The organism is Desulfopila sp. IMCC35006 (assembly GCF_005116645.1).
Classification (GTDB): Bacteria; Desulfobacterota; Desulfobulbia; order Desulfobulbales; family Desulfocapsaceae; genus Desulforhopalus_A.
Map to the genome: position 1 here is coordinate 260,172 of NZ_SWCM01000006.1, position 18,586 is coordinate 278,757.

The 18,586-nt window shown below is 52.9% G+C and carries 15 protein-coding genes; 7 read left to right on the plus strand and 8 right to left on the minus strand.

Going from position 1 to position 18,586, the window contains the following annotated elements; genetic code table 11:
• The first annotated feature begins 162 nt into the window (after nt 1-162).
• The 4 genes from FCL47_RS12600 to narI are packed head-to-tail and all read left to right on the plus strand — an operon-like array spanning nt 163 to nt 6,599.
• Nucleotides 163-3,918 carry a nitrate reductase subunit alpha gene (locus FCL47_RS12600; RefSeq protein WP_136813856.1) on the plus strand — a complete coding sequence of 1,252 codons (3,756 nt, stop codon included), beginning with the start codon at nt 163-165 and terminating at the stop codon, nt 3,916-3,918.
• Nucleotides 3,908-5,332, plus strand: coding sequence for a nitrate reductase subunit beta (gene narH / locus FCL47_RS12605; RefSeq protein WP_136813857.1), 1,425 nt, complete (start codon nt 3,908-3,910; stop codon nt 5,330-5,332). The genes FCL47_RS12600 and narH overlap by 11 nt, the downstream gene beginning before the upstream one ends.
• A gap of 15 nt (nt 5,333-5,347) precedes the next feature.
• Complete coding sequence (gene narJ, locus FCL47_RS12610; RefSeq protein ID WP_136813858.1) at nt 5,348-5,926, plus strand: nitrate reductase molybdenum cofactor assembly chaperone; 579 nt, start codon at nt 5,348-5,350, stop codon at nt 5,924-5,926.
• Nucleotide 5,927: 1 nt separating this feature from the next.
• Nucleotides 5,928-6,599 carry a respiratory nitrate reductase subunit gamma gene (gene narI, locus FCL47_RS12615; RefSeq protein WP_136813859.1) on the plus strand — a complete coding sequence of 224 codons (672 nt, stop codon included), beginning with the start codon at nt 5,928-5,930 and terminating at the stop codon, nt 6,597-6,599.
• Between the two features lie 7 nt (nt 6,600-6,606).
• On the opposite strand, the gene FCL47_RS12620 is transcribed toward narI, so the two are convergent.
• Nucleotides 6,607-7,809: a hypothetical protein gene (locus FCL47_RS12620; RefSeq protein WP_136813860.1), complete on the minus strand. Its 1,203-nt coding sequence runs from the start codon at nt 7,807-7,809 to the stop codon at nt 6,607-6,609.
• Nucleotides 7,810-8,210: 401 nt separating this feature from the next.
• On the opposite strand from FCL47_RS12620, the gene FCL47_RS12625 reads away from it, so the two are divergent.
• Nucleotides 8,211-8,528 carry a hypothetical protein gene (locus FCL47_RS12625; protein ID WP_136813861.1) on the plus strand — a complete coding sequence of 106 codons (318 nt, stop codon included), beginning with the start codon at nt 8,211-8,213 and terminating at the stop codon, nt 8,526-8,528.
• A gap of 138 nt (nt 8,529-8,666) precedes the next feature.
• On the opposite strand, the gene FCL47_RS12630 is transcribed toward FCL47_RS12625, so the two are convergent.
• Together FCL47_RS12630 and FCL47_RS12635 are read right to left on the minus strand one after the other, a co-directional pair.
• Nucleotides 8,667-8,858 carry a ferredoxin gene (locus tag FCL47_RS12630; protein WP_136813862.1) on the minus strand — a complete coding sequence of 64 codons (192 nt, stop codon included), beginning with the start codon at nt 8,856-8,858 and terminating at the stop codon, nt 8,667-8,669.
• A 78-nt stretch (nt 8,859-8,936) separates the two neighbouring features.
• Nucleotides 8,937-9,257 carry a cupin gene (locus tag FCL47_RS12635; protein WP_136813863.1) on the minus strand — a complete coding sequence of 107 codons (321 nt, stop codon included), beginning with the start codon at nt 9,255-9,257 and terminating at the stop codon, nt 8,937-8,939.
• 285 nt (nt 9,258-9,542) lie between these two features.
• On the opposite strand from FCL47_RS12635, the gene norR reads away from it, so the two are divergent.
• On the plus strand, nt 9,543-11,096 hold the full coding sequence (norR, locus tag FCL47_RS12640; RefSeq protein ID WP_136813864.1) for a nitric oxide reductase transcriptional regulator NorR: 1,554 nt from the start codon (nt 9,543-9,545) through the stop codon (nt 11,094-11,096).
• A gap of 22 nt (nt 11,097-11,118) precedes the next feature.
• Here norR and FCL47_RS12645 read toward each other — a convergent pair whose 3' ends face one another.
• From FCL47_RS12645 to FCL47_RS12665, 5 genes are all read right to left on the minus strand, one after another.
• Complete coding sequence (locus FCL47_RS12645) at nt 11,119-12,186, minus strand: patatin-like phospholipase family protein (protein ID WP_136813865.1); 1,068 nt, start codon at nt 12,184-12,186, stop codon at nt 11,119-11,121.
• Nucleotides 12,187-12,308: 122 nt separating this feature from the next.
• The gene (locus tag FCL47_RS12650; protein WP_136813866.1) at nt 12,309-13,466 is read right to left on the minus strand and encodes an iron-containing alcohol dehydrogenase; all 1,158 of its coding nucleotides are present in this window, start codon (nt 13,464-13,466) and stop codon (nt 12,309-12,311) included.
• A gap of 122 nt (nt 13,467-13,588) precedes the next feature.
• Entirely contained in the window at nt 13,589-14,269 is a 681-nt protein-coding gene (locus FCL47_RS12655; RefSeq protein ID WP_136813867.1) for a type 1 glutamine amidotransferase domain-containing protein, read from the minus strand.
• A gap of 25 nt (nt 14,270-14,294) precedes the next feature.
• On the minus strand, nt 14,295-15,332 hold the full coding sequence (locus FCL47_RS12660; protein WP_136813868.1) for an NADP-dependent oxidoreductase: 1,038 nt from the start codon (nt 15,330-15,332) through the stop codon (nt 14,295-14,297).
• A 149-nt stretch (nt 15,333-15,481) separates the two neighbouring features.
• Nucleotides 15,482-16,078 carry a TetR/AcrR family transcriptional regulator gene (locus FCL47_RS12665; RefSeq protein ID WP_136813869.1) on the minus strand — a complete coding sequence of 199 codons (597 nt, stop codon included), beginning with the start codon at nt 16,076-16,078 and terminating at the stop codon, nt 15,482-15,484.
• Between the two features lie 219 nt (nt 16,079-16,297).
• On the opposite strand from FCL47_RS12665, the gene FCL47_RS12670 reads away from it, so the two are divergent.
• Nucleotides 16,298-18,538 carry a thioredoxin domain-containing protein gene (locus tag FCL47_RS12670; RefSeq protein ID WP_240744228.1) on the plus strand — a complete coding sequence of 747 codons (2,241 nt, stop codon included), beginning with the start codon at nt 16,298-16,300 and terminating at the stop codon, nt 18,536-18,538.
• The last annotated feature ends 48 nt before the right edge of the window (nt 18,539-18,586 follow it).

Below are 18,586 nucleotides of genomic sequence, written 5' to 3' on the forward strand. Positions count from 1 at the left end.
TGTTGTTTATCAATGCATTTCGTGAAGGTACTTACCCCCCTCAAGACGGTATTCTTTTTAATGCCGCTTGACGGTACTGAAAAGAGTCCCGGCTTACTTTCCTGGTTGCCGTGGTTAGTTTTCCGTGTCTGAACGTTTTGCCTTCTCTTAAGGGAGGTTGTGATGTCCGGCAAAGATTTCATGAAGCGGTTTCGTTTTTTTCGCCCCCGGGGCACGGAGGCTTGCTGCCTGGAAGAGAAAATCTCGGACGGTTGGGCGGAAAATCGCTGCGGCCAGCGGGAATGGGAACATTTTTATCGTGATCGGTGGCAGTACGACAAAAAGGTGCGGTCCACCCACGGCGTCAACTGCACCGGCTCTTGCTCGTGGGATGTTTATGTTAAAAACGGGATCATCGTCTGGGAGACCCAGGCCACCGATTATCCGGCCTGCGGCGAGGGTTTTCCTAACCACGAGCCCAGGGGGTGCCCCCGTGGCGCCACCTTCTCCTGGTACACCTACAGTCCGGTCCGCATTAAATATCCCCTTATCCGCTCCTCGCTGCTGGAACTCTGGCGGGAATCCCTCGCCACCCATGGCGATCCCGTCAAGGCCTGGCGCGATATTGCCGGCAATCCCGAGAAGCGCAGCCGGTACCAGCGCGACCGGGGCAAAGGCGGATTGGTCCGCCTGTCATGGGATGAAGCCGCAACGATCACCGCCGCCTCTCTGGTCCATACCATCCAGCGCTACGGCCCCGACCGGATCTTCGGTTTCACCCCCATCCCGGCGATGTCCATGGTCGCCTATGCCGCAGGAACCAGGTTTCTCTCCTTGATTGGCGGCTCCGCCATCAGTTTTTACGACTGGTACGCGGACCTCCCGCCGGCTTCGCCCCAGATCTGGGGGGAGCAGACGGACGTGCCTGAGAGCGCCGACTGGTATGAGTCAACCTATATGATTGTCTGGGGGACCAACCTGCCCATGACCAGGACCCCGGACGCCCATTTCTTCACCGAGGCAAGGTATCGCGGAGCCAAAGTGACGGCGGTGGCCCCGGATTACGCCGAATATGTCAAGTTCGCCGACAGCTGGCTGCCGGCCCGGGCGGGCACCGACGCGGCTTTGGCCATGGCCATGACCCACGTAATCGTCAAGGAATTCTATATTGATACGCCCACCGCCTACTTTATCGATTATGCCAAACGCTTTACTGATCTGCCATTTGCTGTCGTTCTTCAGCCAGCAGGCGACAGCTTGGTCTCGGGCCGGTTCCTGACCGCCGCCGATCTGGGAACTGAGGCAACCAACCCGCGCTGGAAAACCGTTTTCTTCGATGAGACGACCGCAAGTTGGGTGGTCCCCAACGGCAGCATCGGCTTTCGCTGGGACGAAGCCGCCGGCCACTGGAATCTCCACCTGCAGGATTCGCAAAACGATGCCGTGGTCGATCCGCTGCTCAGCTATGGCGGCCATAGTGATGGCTGGCGGACGGTCACCCTGCCATTTTTCGACGATAAAGGACCCGGCTCGAAAAATGGCCGGGTACCGGTCAAAACGATCAAGAAAGCTGCAGGTGATGTGCTTGTCACCACGGTATTTGACCTGATGACCGCCCAGCTGGGGATCGCTCGAGCCGAGGACGATGGCCGCACGCAGGACACCTCGATAGAGTATCCCACCAACTATGACGATCCCCGGCCCTTCACCCCGGCATGGCAGCAGGCAATAACCGGTGTCCCACCGCAGGACGTCATCCAGGTAGCGCGGGAATTCGCCGAAAATGCTGCCAAGACCCACGGCAAGTCCATGATCTTCTTAGGTGCCGGGACCAATCACTGGTACCACAGCGATATGATCTACCGGGCCATCGTCAACCTGACCACCCTCTGCGGCTGCCAGGGCGTCAACGGCGGAGGCTGGGCGCATTATGTGGGCCAGGAAAAGGTCCGGCCCCAGGCCGGCTGGTCTCAGCTGGCCTTCGCTCTTGACTGGACACGCCCGCCACGCCAGCAGAACGGTACCTCGTTCTACTACTTCGCCACCGACCAGTGGCGCTATGATGACCTGAACGCCGAATCCCTTCTCTGGCCCATGGCTGGTGATGGTTCCCCCCGGCACATGGCGGATTACAACGCGGTGGCCGTCCGACTCGGCTGGCTGCCATCCTACCCCCAGTTTAATCGCAACCCCTTGGATATCTGCCGGGAGGCCGCGGAAAAAGGCGCAGCCACGGATAAAGATATTATCGCCCATGCCGTCGAACAACTGAAAAACGGCTCGCTGCGCTTTGCCGTCGAAGATCCCGACCACCCGGATAATTTCCCCCGGGTACTCTTTCTCTGGCGGGCTAATCTGCTCGGGGCCAGCAGCAAGGGCCATGAATATTTTCTCAAGCATCTGCTGGGCGTTGACAACAGTGTCCAAAACGCTGAGAGTGCACTCCGACCCGAGGAAATTACCTTGCGAGACCCGGCCCCCGAAGGAAAACTCGACCTTCTCGTCACCCTGGAACTGCGTATGTCCACCAGCGCCATGTACTCCGACATCGTGTTGCCGGCAGCGGGCTGGTACGAGATGCACGATCTGAGTACCACCGACATGCATCCCTTCATCCATCCGTTCAATCCGGCGGTGGACCCGCCATGGGAGGCGAAAACCAGTTGGGACCAGTTCAGCGCGATCGCCGAAAAATTCTCCGAACTGGCGGCAGTCCACCTGGGAGAGATGAAGGATCTCGTCGCAACGCCTCTTCTCCACGACAGCCCGGGTGAGATTGGACAGTCGGCAATCCTTGACTGGCGCAAGGGTGAAACGGAGCCGGTGCCGGGTAAAACAATGCCCCAGCTGTCGGTGATCACCAGGGATTTCCCCAATACCTATAAAATGATGACGGCGTTGGGGCCTCTGGTCCATCAGGTAGGGGTGGGCTCCAAGGGCGTCGCCTGGTCCGGCAAAGAGGAGTATGCAGAGCTTGCCGCCGAGCTCGGTACGGTGACGGTCCCCGGTAAGAGCTATGGTATGCCGTCTCTTAGCACCGGCAAGCAGGCCGCCCAGGTCATCCTGAAACTGGCACCCGAGACCAATGGCGAGACCGCGTTCAAATCCTGGGCCGGGGTTGAGAAGAAAACCGGCCTGGCCCTTACCCACCTGAGTGCCGGCCGCCGTGATGAAAAGATATCGTTTAACGATATCACCGCTCAGCCGCGAAAGATCATCACCTCACCGGTCTGGAGCGGTATCGAATCGGAAACCCGGCGTTACTCGCCATTTGTGATCAATATCGAGGAAAAAGTGCCTTTCCGGACGCTGACCGGTCGGGCGCAGTTCTATCTTGACCACCCCTGGATGCTCAATTTTGGCGAGGGGCTCCCCTTGTACCGGCCACCTCTGCATCTGCCGCTGAACAACAGCCCCTACAGCGTGGCCGAAACACTGGCCAGAATGAAGCCGTCCATAACAGAGGACGGGCGAAAGAGTCTGGCCCTCAACTACCTGACCCCCCACTCCAAGTGGTCCATCCACAGCACCTATTCCGATACCCTGATTCTGCTCACCCTGTTTCGGGGTGGCGAGGCCATCTGGATCAGCGATGTCGACGCCCGAACGCTGCAGGTCAAAGACAATGAATGGCTCGAGTGCTTCAATGAAAACGGAGTGGTCATGGCCAAGGCCGTGGTCAGCCACCGGATTCCTCCCGGCGCCGCTTTCATGTACCATGCCCAGGAGCGTCTCATCAACACCCCGGGTTCCCCGCTCTCCAAGCAGCGGGGCGGCACCCACAACAGCGTAACCCGAATTATGGTAAAACCGACCCATATGATCGGCGGCTACGCCCAACTCAGCTACGGCTTCAACTATTACGGTCCGGTCGGGTCCCAGCGGGATGAGGTAATCGTGGTACGTAAAGCCGGGGAGGTGGATTGGTATGAAGATTAAAGTCCAGATGTCCATGGTGCTCAACCTGGACAAATGTATCGGCTGCCATACCTGCAGTATCCCATGCAAAAATGTCTGGACCACCCGCGAGGGCGCCGAATACATGTGGTTCAACAACGTGGAAACCAAGCCCGGTATCGGCTATCCCCGAGAGTGGGAGAACCAGTCGAAGCACAAGGGCGGCTGGGTTATGGATGGCGGTCAACTCCGCCTCACGGCCGGCGGACGTCTGCAGAAAGTCGCCCGTGTTTTTCATAATCCTGATCTGCCCGTCATTGACGACTATTACGAGCCCTGGGATTATGACTATGCGAGCCTCATTACCGCACCGCATAAAAACCACCAACCGTCAATCCGCCCTAAATCCCAGCTGACCGGAGAACCCATGCAGATTAAATGGGGGCCCAACTGGGACGACGACCTGGCCGGCGTCTGCGAGACCGGTGCCCGGGATGTCAACTTCAGCGGTCTTGATCACGCCATCTATCTTTCGTTCAAGCAGGTCTTCATGTTCTACCTGCCCCGCCTGTGTGAACACTGCCTCAACCCCGCCTGTGTCGCCTCGTGCCCCTCCGGGGCGATGTATAAAAGGGACGAAGACGGTATTGTTCTCGTCGACCAGGAGCGGTGCCGGGGATGGCGCTACTGCGTATCGGGCTGCCCTTACAAGAAGGTCTACTTCAACTGGAGGACGCATCGGTCGGAGAAATGCATCTTCTGTTATCCCCGGCTCGAGGCAGGGCTCACAACCCTCTGTGCCCATAGCTGCGTGGGCCGCATCCGTTATGTCGGGGTGGTTCTCTATGATGCCGACCGCATCCATGAAGCGGCATCGGCTACACCCGACAAGGATGTGTATCCGGCCCATCTGGATCTCTTTCTTGACCCATCGGATCCGGAGACAATCGCTGCGGCAGCTAACCAGAGGATCCCCGAGCATGTGATGGCAGCTGCCCGTCGTTCGCCGATTTATACCCTGGCCAAGACCTGGCAGCTGGCCCTGCCGCTGCACCCGGAATTCAGGACCCTGCCCATGGTCTGGTACATCCCACCGCTGAGTCCGGTCGAGGCACTGGCGGGGAACGAGGATATCAGGACGGCTGTCGACAACCTCAGGATCCCTGTGAAATATCTGGCCAATCTGCTCACCGCCGGGAACGAAGAGCCTGTTCGTCTGGCCCTGAAACGGCTGGCCGCAGTCCGGGCGTATATGCGCTCGGTGCGGGTGGAGAAAAAACCAGACGACACCATTGCCGCCTCTGTCGGTCTTGATACGGCAACTCTCTTGAAAATGTATGATCTTCTCGCTATCGCTAAACTCGAGGATCGATTTGTGGTCCCTACGGCCACACATTTGGATAAAAATCCCCTGCATACCATCAAGGGCTGTGCAGGATTTCCCGACTACCGGTGAGACTGGCAGCAGGCAATGAAGGAGATGAAAGAAATGGTGGATTTCATGACTGACAACGATCGTGTGCAATGTAAGCTGCTGGCGTTGCTGCTCGACTACCCGGCCGCCTCATGGGAAACAGATCTCGTCGACGTACGCGAAACCGTTGATACGGTAGATGATCGACAGCGGCGAGACCTGCTGCAGAAATTTTTGCATTATGCAGAAGCTACCCCGCTCGTAAAACTGCAGGAAACCTATACCGCAGCTTTTGACCTTGAGCCGGCCACCAGTCTGTATCTGACCTATCATCTCATGGGTGACAGTGAGGACCGCGGTAAAGCTCTTGCCGCGCTCCTGTGGCTGTACCACCGGGAGGGGTATGATGCGGCCATCGGCGAACTGCCGGATTATCTGCCCATGATTCTCGAATTTCTCGCCTTATGTCCAAAGCCGGAAGACGCCGACCTGCTGTGGTCCTGTCTCGGCACGGTAACTGATCTGGCGGAACGTCTGGCCAAAAACAGCCACCCCTATGCGGGGTTGGTGGAATTGGCGGCCGACATTGTACACCCTCGTATGTCCACTCACCCTGACACGAGCAAGGAGGTCTGATATGGATCTGGGCAACTCTCTGGCATTTCTTGTTTTCCCTTATATTGCGCTGACAATTTTTACCATAGGTCATCTCCTGCGGTATTTGACCGATCGTTATAACTGGAATTCGAGATCCAGTGAATTTCTTGAAAAGAAACAATTATTCTTCGGCTCAACGATCTTTCACTGGGGGATAATTCTGACTTTTCTCGGCCACTTCGGAGGGCTTCTGGTCCCGCAAAGTTTTTTAGACATGGTGGGCATCAACGGTCAAATGCATACAGCAATCGCCCATTTGAGTGGACTGGTGGTCGGCAGTGGTGCACTTATCGGGCTCGGCATACTGCTCTATCGACGTACCTCAGTGTTACGGATCAAGCTCACCACCAGCTGGAACGACTTCGTCACTCTGGGCGGCCTTATCTTTGTTGTCGGTGCCGGTCTCTACAATGTATTTTTTGGTGATTTTTACGTTCTGGACACGGTTGCTCCCTGGATCCGGGGGATCATAACCTTTACCCCTGATCCTACGCTGATGCAGAGTGTTCCCTGGAGCTACAAGATACATATCCTGAGTGCTTTGACCCTGTTGGCATTTTCTCCCTTTAGCCGTCTTGTGCATATCTGGAGTGCACCGGCAGGATATTTTGCCCGGGGCTGGATACTGTTCAGGCGCAAGGTGGTGGAATAAAACTGTATCATATCTTCGATCTCGTGACGGTGACGTCAGGCGTCAATCGATCACGAAAAAAGACGAATATTTCAATGAATAAGAATAACAACACAACCCAGGCAAAATAGAGGAGCAACGCGTCGTGGAGTGACTGCAGGATAGTGTCTGCAGCAACGCTCCCGGCAAGATCGAAGTTCAGGGTAAAGGCATACAGCATACCGAAGGTAAAGTTTCTCGACCACTGGGTCGGATCGTAGCTGAGAAGAGCATCAGTGAATCCGTAGAGTCTGGTTCGTTTGACGGCACGGGCAATCTCAACGATTTCCACAATGACAAACCAGAGCAGGACCCACAGCCAGATCAGGAGGATGATATTGGCAGAGACCACCCCGCAAACTGCACTGGCCAGGCCAGTGATGGACATTGCTCCGTGGATGATGCAGTTGGTGTTGAACCAGCCTTGGTCCAGATCGATAGCGCTGTCCCCCTGGGCATAACGCCTTGCAATAAGAAAAAAGCTGACGAGGTAGAACAACACGCCAAACATGATCATCCAGGGGGCAAGCAGCCGATAATAAAAACTGGTACCAAAGGCGGCCTTCCATACAATGACCAGGGATTGCGTACTGACTGTCGAGAGCAGCAGCACGCCGTGCACCTTCCGCCAGGAATCAGTCGTAAGGAACAGGAAAAAATTCCTGACAGCTCGACTGATAAAAAACAACCACAGGCCGATGTTGCCGATGACCAGTATCTGTACCAACGGTTTCCAGTCCGGCAGCCTCTGGCAAAGGGCGATGCCGCACACGGAGGTGCCGGCAATCCAGGTACCAACGGCAAAACTGCCAAGAGGATTGGCAAAGTGTGTCTTGAAAAGCCTTCTCTTCACCGCATCCATAATATAGGAGCCGGCGATAAAGAGAAAGAGAACGAAAAGAACCTGGGTAAGTGGCCGGGCAAGTTCATTGTTGAGCGAGGCAAAATGAATAATCGCGCCGTTTATAAAAATGCCGATTCCCATAACGATCGCACCGGAACCGGTTGGCGAGGGGATGTTTTTCATAAAGAGGAGCCTGATCAGCAAAAACCAACCGGCGATCAACATCGTCCGGAGCAGCTCCGACGAAGCTGGTATCGAGTCGGTTACGGCAGCCCATCCGGCGGCTACAGCGCAAACGACAAGAATCGTAGCACCTTCCAGGCGCCTGATATCCAGAGGTATCTTCATTGTACTCCTTGATTTGATAAATCTGAATCCAGATTTACTCTTAGCACAATGTCGCCAAGGGTCCTCTTTTCAGCAATCAGGCATCAAATAGAGCAGAGCATGTCATCCGGCAGCCATTGACAATAATTTCATATCCCATGAACTGTTGGCAGGCTACCGGGAGAATATCAATTCATGAACTAAATTCTACAAGATCTGGTGCGGATTCTCCACCCAAAATTCGTTGCAGTAGCTGAACATTAGGAGTAATCAGAATTATGTTTCTATTAATGAAAAAGAGACAATATTCGAATATAGCCTATTCATATTCCTGGTTTTTCACGTCGACAACACGCGCGCCGCACACATAGTGGTTGTCTAAAATTACGCGCTGTTTTCGACAATGAGGAGGTAGAAAAGAGATGAACTGCTGGTTTACAAGCAATCTCGGTGATGCCATGATGGCAGGAGAAGCATTAGAGCATATCAAAGACCTTTTCTTGTCAGAATACAAGACGGACAGCAGCAGAAAAGAACGGGCCTTATTCGTTCGCCACGAATCGGAGGGGCGTCTTCACTGTGAAGTCGTCGTCTACTTTTCTCCTGCGACGGTTATTGTGGCTAAAGCAGTTGATGCCACTCCTTGCAGTATCCCTCTTATAGACGGGTTATCTTTGTTGGCCGGCTCAAAGGAATCGTGGTCGATTTTCTTTCCGGAAAAAGGTGTTACGAAACAGTAAGCTCCTCCATTTAGCCTCCAATAAATCAGTTATGACCATTGCTTCCATGCTTTTCAATAATTTGCTGATTTCATTCAGCAATCAGTCAAGAGAAGCACCAGGGTGCTGACAAAACCATCACCACCCTGGTGCCACCCCTCATTCTTTAGAAATACACTCAGCCGGACATGAAGCTATTGCCTCATCAACACAATCTTCTCCGGCATCTGCATCGTCCAGGACATATGCTTTTCCTGCATCGTCATCAAAGGCAAATACTGCGGGACAACATTCCACACAGGCTTCACAACCGATACATTCTTCTTGATCAATTACAACTTTCTCAGACATGACATTCTCCTCATGTTTTTTTGATAATTACCCACTCACCTAATGCAGATGGGCGGGGCTATCTGTTGATGCAGTTCATCAGATAGGCGGGGCTATTGTCACCAGGATTCTCATTTGCGTCTTTGCTCTTACGCCATGGGGTTCACGAATCTGGGAGATAAGGATATCTCCCTGTTTGGCTGGAATTTCCGCCTCGCCGTTACCGAGAAAAAAGCCCTCTCCTGCCAACACCTGAATGGAGAGTTCGCCATCCAGATCATGTGAGTGAACAGGGAAGGTAACCCCTTCATCCAGGTTGAAGTTGACGATTTTAAAGTTGGGTGAGTCTTCGACCAGAAAGAACCTTTTCATGGCGCCGGATGTAAATTCATTGGTATCTTTTAATTGTAGAACTTTCATGCTATCTCCTTTCGTCGATTTTGTTTAATAGACTTCCAGTATCGATCTATGTTGTATAACCATCCCGCCAACAGAGTCTCTGGCGCACAACCGGCTCCTCATCTTTTAAGCCGATTTTTTTCGCGTGCACTCTTTGCAGGCAAGACATCCTCTCTTAACCTGAATTATTGCAACTGCTGTGCCATAAATCTAATCATTTAATTTCAATATGTTACGCAATATGTATCAATTTTCACAACATCTTTGTGTTGCGATACACATAACATCGTTATTATATTGATAACCATGGATAAGCTTCATACTCTCTCAGCCATAGCGAACGACCTCACCGAGGTCATGAGTGCGGAAGATCGTTATCAACGATTATTGGACGCACTCCGCCGTGCCATTCCGTATGATGCGGCAACCCTGCTCAGGGTCGAGGCTGACAAACTGATCCCCATAGCAGCCAAAGGACTCACCCCGGACGTGATGGGACGAGTCTATTTGCGAAGCGAACACCCGCGCCTGGAGCTAATCTGCCAATCAGATACACCAATACTCTTTCCTGCAGACAGTCCACTCCCCGACCCTTTTGACGGTATGCTGGCTTCTGATCCTGAGGCCTTGCAGCACATCCATGCCTGCCTCGGCTGTCCGCTGCATGTCAACGGCAACCTGGTTGGCGTTCTGACCGCCGATTCTGTTACTGTCGGAGCCTTTGACCGTCTGCCTAAACAGTATTTACAGACCATCGGTTCTATGGCCGGCGCGCAGTTGCAGGTAGCGGATTTACTCAAGGCACTTGAAGAAAAAGCCGAACGCCAGGGCCAGATTGCCTCAGACCTGATGCAGGATGTTGCCCTGCAGAGAGGCTGGGACATTCTTGGCAAGAGTCCGGTCATTGAAAAATTGCGGCAGGAAATTGAGCTGGTTGCGAAATCTGACTATACGATCCTGGTCCTGGGCGAAACCGGTGTTGGCAAAGAGCTGGTAACCAGAGCCATACATCGCCATTCCAATCGGCGAGATAAAGCGATGCTCTATCTCAATTGCGCGGCACTGCCGGATTCGCTCGCTGAAAGTGAACTTTTTGGTCATGTCAAGGGTTCGTTTACCGGGGCGAGCAATGACAGAGCCGGTAAATTCGAGCTTGCCGACGGCGGTACGCTTTTTTTGGACGAAATCGGCGAGCTCTCCCGGGAAATTCAGGCCAAAATTCTGCGGGTTATCCAGGAAGGCGAAATCCAGAGAATCGGCTCAGAAAAAATGATGCATGCGGACGTCCGCTTACTTGCCGCCACGAACAGAAACCTGGAAACGGAGGTTCAGGCAGGCAGATTCAGAGCGGACCTGTATCACCGACTCAATGTATACCCGATAAAGGTACCGGCACTGCGGGAAAGAAAGGAGGATATCGCCATTCTTGCCGGCTTTTTCGCTGAACGGGCCCAAACACAACTTGGCCTGGGAGAAATTCGCATAAGCGAGGCCGCCTTACAGCTTCTCGGTCGTTATAATTGGCCGGGGAATGTCCGTGAACTGGAAAATATACTCTCCAGAGCCGTATTAAAGGCGTCCCAGCGATCTCAGGGCGAGGACTATTTAAGAATACTGCCCGAACATCTGGCCGGAGACCTCGGCTCAGCGCTCTACGTGCGCCCTGCCCCTGCCTGCGAGCCCCCTGCCGCTCCTCGGCAAAATCTTTCTTTTCGTGAGGAGGTAAAATCGTTTCAGATACAACTCATTCAAGCAGCACTCGATCGGAACGAAGGGAACTGGGCGGCTGCGGCTCGCGAGCTCGATATGCACCGCAGCAATCTCCATAACCTTGCAACGCGATTAGGGATGCGCCGATAGGCAAGACAAGCTTTCAGCGTGCCTATTCAATTCTCTGCACCAGATCTTTTATCCGCCCCGTCTCCACAACCTCCAGAAACTGCTCCCCGAGCCTGCTGCTCATTTCCACCGTCTTCTCCCATGCAGCAACACGTTCCTCATCGCGCCCGGCAAGGCTGACAAAGTGGCTGCGGTTCGGAATCTCGCCCATTGGCAACTCCGCCACAAACGATGGGGACGGGGCCAGAAGCAGCACGTCTGAGAGCATCCGACCATCAGCCTTTCGAGCCGGCATGTTTTTATCAAACCAGCCAAGCGTCACCTGGGAGTAGAAGTGCGGATACAGTACAATACCCTCTTCTCCGCCAAGAAAGTCAAAAGCAGGATGATAGTGAAAGAGACCGCCATCTTTGTAGGCAGCGTTTTCAGCGCCGGAAATTGTGTGAACACTTTTCATTACCCAGGGGATGGACCCGCTGGCGAGCAACGCCTGGCGCAAATTTTCCTGGGATAGCGTTACCTCTCCCGCGGGAAATTCGCCATTCCGGCGAAATGGCGGGGAGTCCCTCTTGTCATAAAAAAGCAAAGGCTCGCAGAACCGGCGAAAAAGGTTGCGGGAAATCCGGTTAGCCAGCCAGGCCATTGCCAGTCCGATCAGTTCAACCTTTGGATTATCCGATGCAAGCGGACCGCGGCAGCGAACAGCGGAAAAATGCAGGCGGCAGTACGGATGCTGCAGAACCTCTTCAGGAACGCCCGGCCCGACAAATTTGCGGAGGATCCGTTCAGCTTCGATCGCGACCTGATCAGGAGTTATCCTGCCCTGGTAATGCTGATGTATATAGGCTCTAGCCAGGCTGTCAAATGCTGCCTGCGGGTCCAGGCGGGCTGCTGCTGCGGATTTCCAGGATCCGATCGAGGTACCGTACAGATGTAACGGTTTCGTGCGCCCGGCAAACCACTGCCCGAAAAGTGCAGATTCCAGGCCGTGCAGCACCAGCCACTTGGCCGCACCTGAAGCACCGACCACCACTTTCACATCATCGGCACGGAGTCCACCCGATCGAATCCGTTCGTACGCTCTATGCCCGGCTAGAAAAAGTATATCCATCTGTTATCATAAAAGCCTTGAAAAGAGATGCCCCACATGGCACGTGATCCTCCTCTATTGGCGATAAGTCCCTGTTGCCGCATTGTCCGGCTCTTTGCGATGCGGGAACAGGGAGCTATCTCTTACAGACTGTACTCCAGGATTTTCTTGCTTACATCCGGGGTAATATCCTGGTGCTCTCCCAAAGCTATCATGCCATGAGCCTGCAGCTGCTCCAGGAGAAGCGGGATACTGTCTTTGCCAATGCCATAATCTGATAAGCGTGTTTTTACCTGCATCTGTTCAAAGAAGTCACGAGTCTTATCTATGGCCGCATTCATTCGCTGCTCCCTGTCGCCTTCCTTAATTCCCCAGACGCGCTCCGCATATTGGAGCAATTTTTCTCTTTTATGCTCTTTACATACAGTCAACACACTGGGGAGGATCACGGCAAGGGTCTGGGCATGGTCAAGTCCATACCTCGCTGTTATTTCATGGCCAATCATATGGGTGGCCCAGTCTTGTGGTACTCCGGCCCCGATCAAGCCATTTAAAGCCAGGGTTGCGACCCACATCAGGTTGGACCGCACTTCGTAATCCTGTGGGGTTTCAAGTGCTTTAGGCCCCTCTTCAATCAACGTCAGCAACAGTCCTTCGGCAAATCGATCCTGGACTTTTCCGTTCACCGGATAGGTGAGATATTGCTCGACAATATGAACAAAGGCATCAACCACGCCATTGCTGATCTGTCGGGGTGGGAGCGTATAGGTTTTTTCAGGATCCAGCACGGAAAAAACGGGGAACACAAAGGGACTCAAAAAGGCGAGTTTTGCCTGTAAGGATTTGCGGGTCACGACAGCGCCGCTGTTCATCTCCGATCCGGTCGCCGGCAGGGTCAATACCGAACCAAAAGGCAACGCTTTCCGGACCCCTGCCCCGTGCTGCACCAGAATATCCCAGGGCTCTCCGTCAAACACTGCCGCTGCGGCAATAAACTTTGTTCCATCTATGACAGAACCGCCGCCGACTGCCAGTAAAAAATCTATGGAATTTGTGTGGACCATCTCCACTGCTTTCATCAGCGTTTCATACGTGGGGTTGGGTTCTATACCACTGAATTCAAAGACGGTATGATCACTTAGGGAGGCGAGCACCTCATCCAAAGTGCCGTTCTTCTTAACACTCCCACCACCATAGGTTATGAGCACACGACTTTTGGCAGGGATTTTGTTCTTTATTTCGGCTATTTTCCCTTTACCAAAAAGTATATGGGTGGGATTTGCAAAGTTAAAATCGAGCATAATAATTGACCTCCACAGGTCCGTAACAGTTACGATATCTATTGAGTTTCCATCCTGAAACTATTAAAAAAATACCTTGGTAGAAGGTATGGGAATGTTGTTTACGATGAAGATCACTCCCCTTAACGACGGAGAAGTTCAACAATACGCAAGGCTGCGGCTTCCGATGAGGCAGGGTTCTGACCCGTTACCAGGTTTTCATCTTCTGCAACATAACTTCCCCAGTCTTCACCTTTAGAATACACGCCCTCATTTTGTTTCAGCATGTCTTCCACCAAAAATGGAACGACCTTGGTCAGCTGAACCGCGGCTTCTTCGGTGTTACTGAAACCGGTTACTTGTTTGCCTTTAACCAATGGTTCTTTTTGGGCATTTTTTGCATGGCGCAGAACTCCGGGGGCATGACAGACAAGTCCCAACGGTTTTCCTTTTTGATAAAAATCCTCAATCAAGGAAATAGAGTTCGTATCTTCGGCCAGGTCCCAGAGTGGCCCGTGCCCGCCAGGGTAAAAAACGGCATCATAGTCGTCGGGGTTGATCGAATCTAAACGGAGAGTGTTGGCAAGCGCCCGCTGCGCCTGGTCGTCTTTTTTAAAACGAGCTGTCGCCGCTGTCTGGAAATCCGGCTCATCACTTTTAGGATCGAGCGGGGGCTGCCCGCCTTGCGGGGATGCCAGGTCAACTGCAAAAGAATGGTCTTTAAAGACAAAGTATGGGGCAGCAAATTCTTCTAACCAGAAACCGGTCTTTAACCCCGTATCCCCAAGGGTATCGTGTGAGGTAAGAACCATTAAAATTTTCATCAATTCACCTTATAATTATATAGTATTACAGCTCTTTATTAACCTTGATGACAAGTTTGCCAAAATTTTTCCCTTCCAGCAGGCCCATGAATGCCTGCGGCGCATTCTCCAAGCCTTCGACAATCTGTTCCCGATAATGTATTTTCCCGGTTGCCACCATTTGAGTCATGTTTTTGGAAAATTCGTCATAGCAATGCCCATAATCGTCAAAGATGATAAACCCCTGCACTTTTATGCGTTTGACTAAAATCGTTCCCATGAGCACCGACAAACGATCGGGACCATCGGGAAGTCTGGTTGCATTATATCGTGACACAAGGCCGCAGACGGGAATTCTTGCCCCAACATTCAGCAAAGGTAAAACCGCATCAAACACCTTGCCGCCAACATTCTCATAATAAATATCGATCCCTTTGGGACAGGCTTGTTTCAGCTTATCGGCAAAATCCGGATCTTTGTGGTCCAGACACTCATCAAAACCAAGAGTCCCTTTGGCGTAACTGCATTTTTCAGCCCCCCCGGCAACGCCGACCACACGGCAACCTTTCAACTTGCCAATCTGTCCGACAGTGGCCCCAACCGGTCCAGTCGCAGCAGCTACCACCAGGGTGTCACCTGGCTTTGGCTTACCGATGTCTAACAATCCCATATACGCGGTAAAGCCAGGCATACCCAAGATGCCCAGAGCAAAAGATGGATGTTCGGGCTTTTTACCCAACTTGACGAGACCTGTACCATCGGATACTCCATAGAGCTGCCAGCCACTGTAGGACAAAACCCATTCGCCTTTTTCAAAATCAGGGTTACGGGATTCTTCGACTTGACACACAGTACCACCCACCATTACCTCATCGACACCCACCGGCGGAGCATACGACGGTGCGTCGCTCATCCGCCCGCGCATGTACGGATCGAGTGACAGGTAGATGCTCCGCAGCAATAGTTCTCCTTCCGCCGGAACTGGTATTGCGACTTCCTCCAACCGAAAATTGTCGTGCACAGGTGCCCCCTTAGGCCTCGAAGCAAGCACGATACGGCGATTTATATTCTTCCTTTGTTCCATAATATTTTACCTTTTACCATTTTATGTTTTGCAATGAGGTAATTGGTATACCTCATTGGTTTTATGCACGGCGACTCTGTTTTCATAGTCGACCAGTCGTCTAGTGAGACTTGCAAGATTACCTTCTCGAGCAAACAGATGGCTCCTCTTTATGCCACCGTATTGTTCGTCAAAATTGACGTGGTAATGTGCAGAGCCTGTTGCAGGCCATCATTGTTACGCTGCAATTTACTCATCAGCGTTGCCCCAAGCCACATGTTGTAAAGACACTCTGCAGTCACAGCGGGATTGATCGTTACTATCGAACCATCTTCAAGGCCTTCTGCAATGCACCGTGCTATTCTTTGAACGACCTGAGCAGATCCGTTGCGTAAAGCGATACGCATCGGTTCAGAAAGATCAGCCACCTCACCACTCAATTTGACAACCAGACACTTTTGGTCAACACACGAAGCGGATTGCGTCTCAACCCAGCGTTGCCAGTAGTTCATCAGGCGGTGGCAGGCAGAATCACTTCGTGGCTGTAAAACAGTCTCCAGAGCAACAAGGTATTCCCTGAAATAATTATTGATGATTTCTTCACCAAACTGTTCTTTAGACTTGAAATAGTGGTAAAACGACCCCTTAGGTACTCCTGCAGACTGGAGAATTTCTGTCAACCCCACGCTGGAGAAACCTTTGTTGACAATGAGCTTATAGCCGGTATCTAATATGTGCTGACGCGTATCTTTGGTATCTTTCTTCATGGCAGAGATGATAATACTTAATAGACCGGTCGTCTAGTGCGGTTGCATTATTATTTCGGAAATAAACTTTTAAATTGCCCGGTACGTAATAAACCTTGCTTTTAACCATCCGGCTCCAGCTGCTCTTCTCATCCAGCAGAATTGACTTTCTCTCACCCAGGCACCACACTGTAGGATACACGTCTGACAATATCCCCGCTGAACGCAGGAGAGAAATCAATGTTCTGGATAATCATCGCTGGTCTTACCATAAGTCTGTTGCCGATAATGGTGCTGAGCGCCTCGGCAAACAACAGTGGCAACCGAATTCATCAGCAGGTGCAGAAAAGGCTGGCCGCCGGCGAAAGAGCAAACCGCCTGATCGATGAGCAAAGCCCCTATCTGCTGCAGCATGCCTTCAATCCGGTGGACTGGTACCCCTGGGGAGATGAAGCCTTCGCCAGGGCAAAAAAGGAAGACAAACCAATATTTCTTTCCATCGGCTATTCCACCTGCCACTGGTGCCATGTCATGGCCCATGAATCCTTTGAAAATCCTGCAATCGCCGCCATTTTAAACCAATGGTTCGTCAGCATCAAGGTCGATCGTGAAGAGAGACCGGACATCGATCAGATGTATATGGCCGCAACCCAGGCGATGACGGGATCCGGCGGCTGGCCCATGTCGGTTTTTCTGCTCCCGGACGCCAGCCCGTTTTATGCGGGCACCTATTTCCCCCCACTATCGGTATCCAGTAATCGCCCCGGTTTTAAAGATCTGTTGACAACCATCCATCAGGTCTGGCTGGAACAAAAAGGAGAGCTGCAGGATTCGGCGACGCGGATGGTTGCTGCACTGGAAAGGAGGAACGCAGCCAGTCCCGCCGCCATCCAATCGGATGTCTTCCAACGTGGCTTTAGTCTTCTCGAACAGAACTATGATCCCCGGGAAGGGGGTTTCGGCCAGGCGCCAAAATTTCCCAGGCCGGTGGTTCTTGCCTTTCTGTTTTCCCACTACAAGGCCACAGGGGAAAAAAAGGCCAAAGACATGGCCTTATTTACCCTCCGGAAGATGGCCGAAGGCGGCATGCATGACCAGCTCGGGGGTGGTTTTCATCGCTACTCTGTCGACGATCACTGGTTCGTCCCGCATTTTGAAAAAATGCTCTATGATCAGCCTCAGCTGGCTAATGCCTATCTTGACGCCTATCAAATCACCCGCGATGAGGTCTATGCGCGGACCGCCAAAGAGATTTTCACCTATCTGTTGCGCGATATGCGTGATGCGGCCGGTGGTTTTTATTCGGCTGAAGATGCTGACAGCGACAACCCCTACAGTCCGGGACAGCATGGCGAAGGTGCATTTTATCTCTGGACGAAAGAGGATATTGTCAAAAGACTCGGCGCACAGGCTGCCGCCATTTTTACCCGCGGTTTTGGGATAAAAAAGAACGGCAATGTGCAGCAGGACCCCATGGCCGAATTTACCGGCAGGAATATTCTTTACTGGGCCACAACCGACGAGGCGCTGGCTGCCGAATTAAAGATGGCTACGGAATATATTATCGAAAGTATTGCGGCCTCCAGGGAACTGCTCTTCAAAGCCCGTGAACAGCGAAAGCGCCCGCATCTCGACGACAAGGTGATCACCGCCTGGAACGGAATGGTAATCGGAGCGCTAGCCCGGAGCAGCAGGATCCTGCAGGATCCGCAGTTCCTTACCGCGTCTCTGCAGACGGCAACATTTATTAAAGAGCACCTCTGCGACGACACCAGCAGGAACCTATTGCGCCGTTACCGCAATAAACAAGCCGGGCTGGCCGGACAGCTGTCTGACTACGCATATCTTGTGGACGGCCTGCTCGAGCTCTACCGGGCAAGCCATGACCCGCAATGGCTCAGCTGGTCGGTGGATTTGACCGAGCGACAGATTGAGTTGTTCTGGCATGAAACTGGAGGATTTTTTTTCGACGGTGCGGCCGATCCCAGCATCAAGATCAGAATGCGGGGCAGCAGCGACGGGGCGGAGCCCTCCGGGAACTCCGTGGCGACCCACAACCTCCTGCGTCTTGCGCAGCTGCACAATGCGCCGCAGTGGCAACAGATGGCGCGACGTCTCGTGGAATCCTTCAGTGACGTCATCAACGACTATCCGCCGGCCCTGCCCCTGATGCTCACCGCCTGGCAGCACATTAATGCCAAACCATCTCAGATTGTGATCGCCGGCAAACCTGGGGCGGATGATACAGAAGCCCTGCTGCGCGTTGTTGACAGTACGTTTTCCGAACCTCGACTGCTTCTCTTTGCTGACGGCGGACAAAACCAGGCATACCTCGCCCGAAAGCTCCCATTTATGGAAAGTGTCGCACCGCTGGGGGGGAAAGCAACCGCCTATGTATGTTCTGATTTTACCTGCACGATGCCGGTCACAGATCCAATCACCCTGCAGCGACAGCTGGAAGAAAACAAAAAGAATCCATAATCGCCAGCCCAAATTTCCAATCCAAACCACTTTCCCCGAGAACGGGGT

Excerpts from the sequence above, each read along its gene's own strand:
- FCL47_RS12655 (WP_136813867.1), bottom strand. The coding sequence starts at position 14,269 with ATGAAAATTTTAATGGTTCTTACCTCACACGATACCCTTGGGGATACG.
- FCL47_RS12665 (WP_136813869.1), bottom strand. The coding sequence starts at position 16,078 with ATGAAGAAAGATACCAAAGATACGCGTCAGCACATATTAGATACCGGC.
- FCL47_RS12645 (WP_136813865.1), bottom strand. The coding sequence starts at position 12,186 with ATGGATATACTTTTTCTAGCCGGGCATAGAGCGTACGAACGGATTCGA.
- FCL47_RS12670 (WP_240744228.1), top strand. The coding sequence starts at position 16,298 with ATGTTCTGGATAATCATCGCTGGTCTTACCATAAGTCTGTTGCCGATA.
- FCL47_RS12630 (WP_136813862.1), bottom strand. The coding sequence starts at position 8,858 with ATGTCTGAGAAAGTTGTAATTGATCAAGAAGAATGTATCGGTTGTGAA.
- FCL47_RS12625 (WP_136813861.1), top strand. The coding sequence starts at position 8,211 with ATGAACTGCTGGTTTACAAGCAATCTCGGTGATGCCATGATGGCAGGA.
- FCL47_RS12635 (WP_136813863.1), bottom strand. The coding sequence starts at position 9,257 with ATGAAAGTTCTACAATTAAAAGATACCAATGAATTTACATCCGGCGCC.
- narI (WP_136813859.1), top strand. The coding sequence starts at position 5,928 with ATGGATCTGGGCAACTCTCTGGCATTTCTTGTTTTCCCTTATATTGCG.
- norR (WP_136813864.1), top strand. The coding sequence starts at position 9,543 with ATGGATAAGCTTCATACTCTCTCAGCCATAGCGAACGACCTCACCGAG.
- FCL47_RS12650 (WP_136813866.1), bottom strand. The coding sequence starts at position 13,466 with ATGCTCGATTTTAACTTTGCAAATCCCACCCATATACTTTTTGGTAAA.
- narH (WP_136813857.1), top strand. The coding sequence starts at position 3,908 with ATGAAGATTAAAGTCCAGATGTCCATGGTGCTCAACCTGGACAAATGT.
- FCL47_RS12600 (WP_136813856.1), top strand. The coding sequence starts at position 163 with ATGTCCGGCAAAGATTTCATGAAGCGGTTTCGTTTTTTTCGCCCCCGG.
- FCL47_RS12660 (WP_136813868.1), bottom strand. The coding sequence starts at position 15,332 with ATGGAACAAAGGAAGAATATAAATCGCCGTATCGTGCTTGCTTCGAGG.
- narJ (WP_136813858.1), top strand. The coding sequence starts at position 5,348 with ATGAAGGAGATGAAAGAAATGGTGGATTTCATGACTGACAACGATCGT.
- FCL47_RS12620 (WP_136813860.1), bottom strand. The coding sequence starts at position 7,809 with ATGAAGATACCTCTGGATATCAGGCGCCTGGAAGGTGCTACGATTCTT.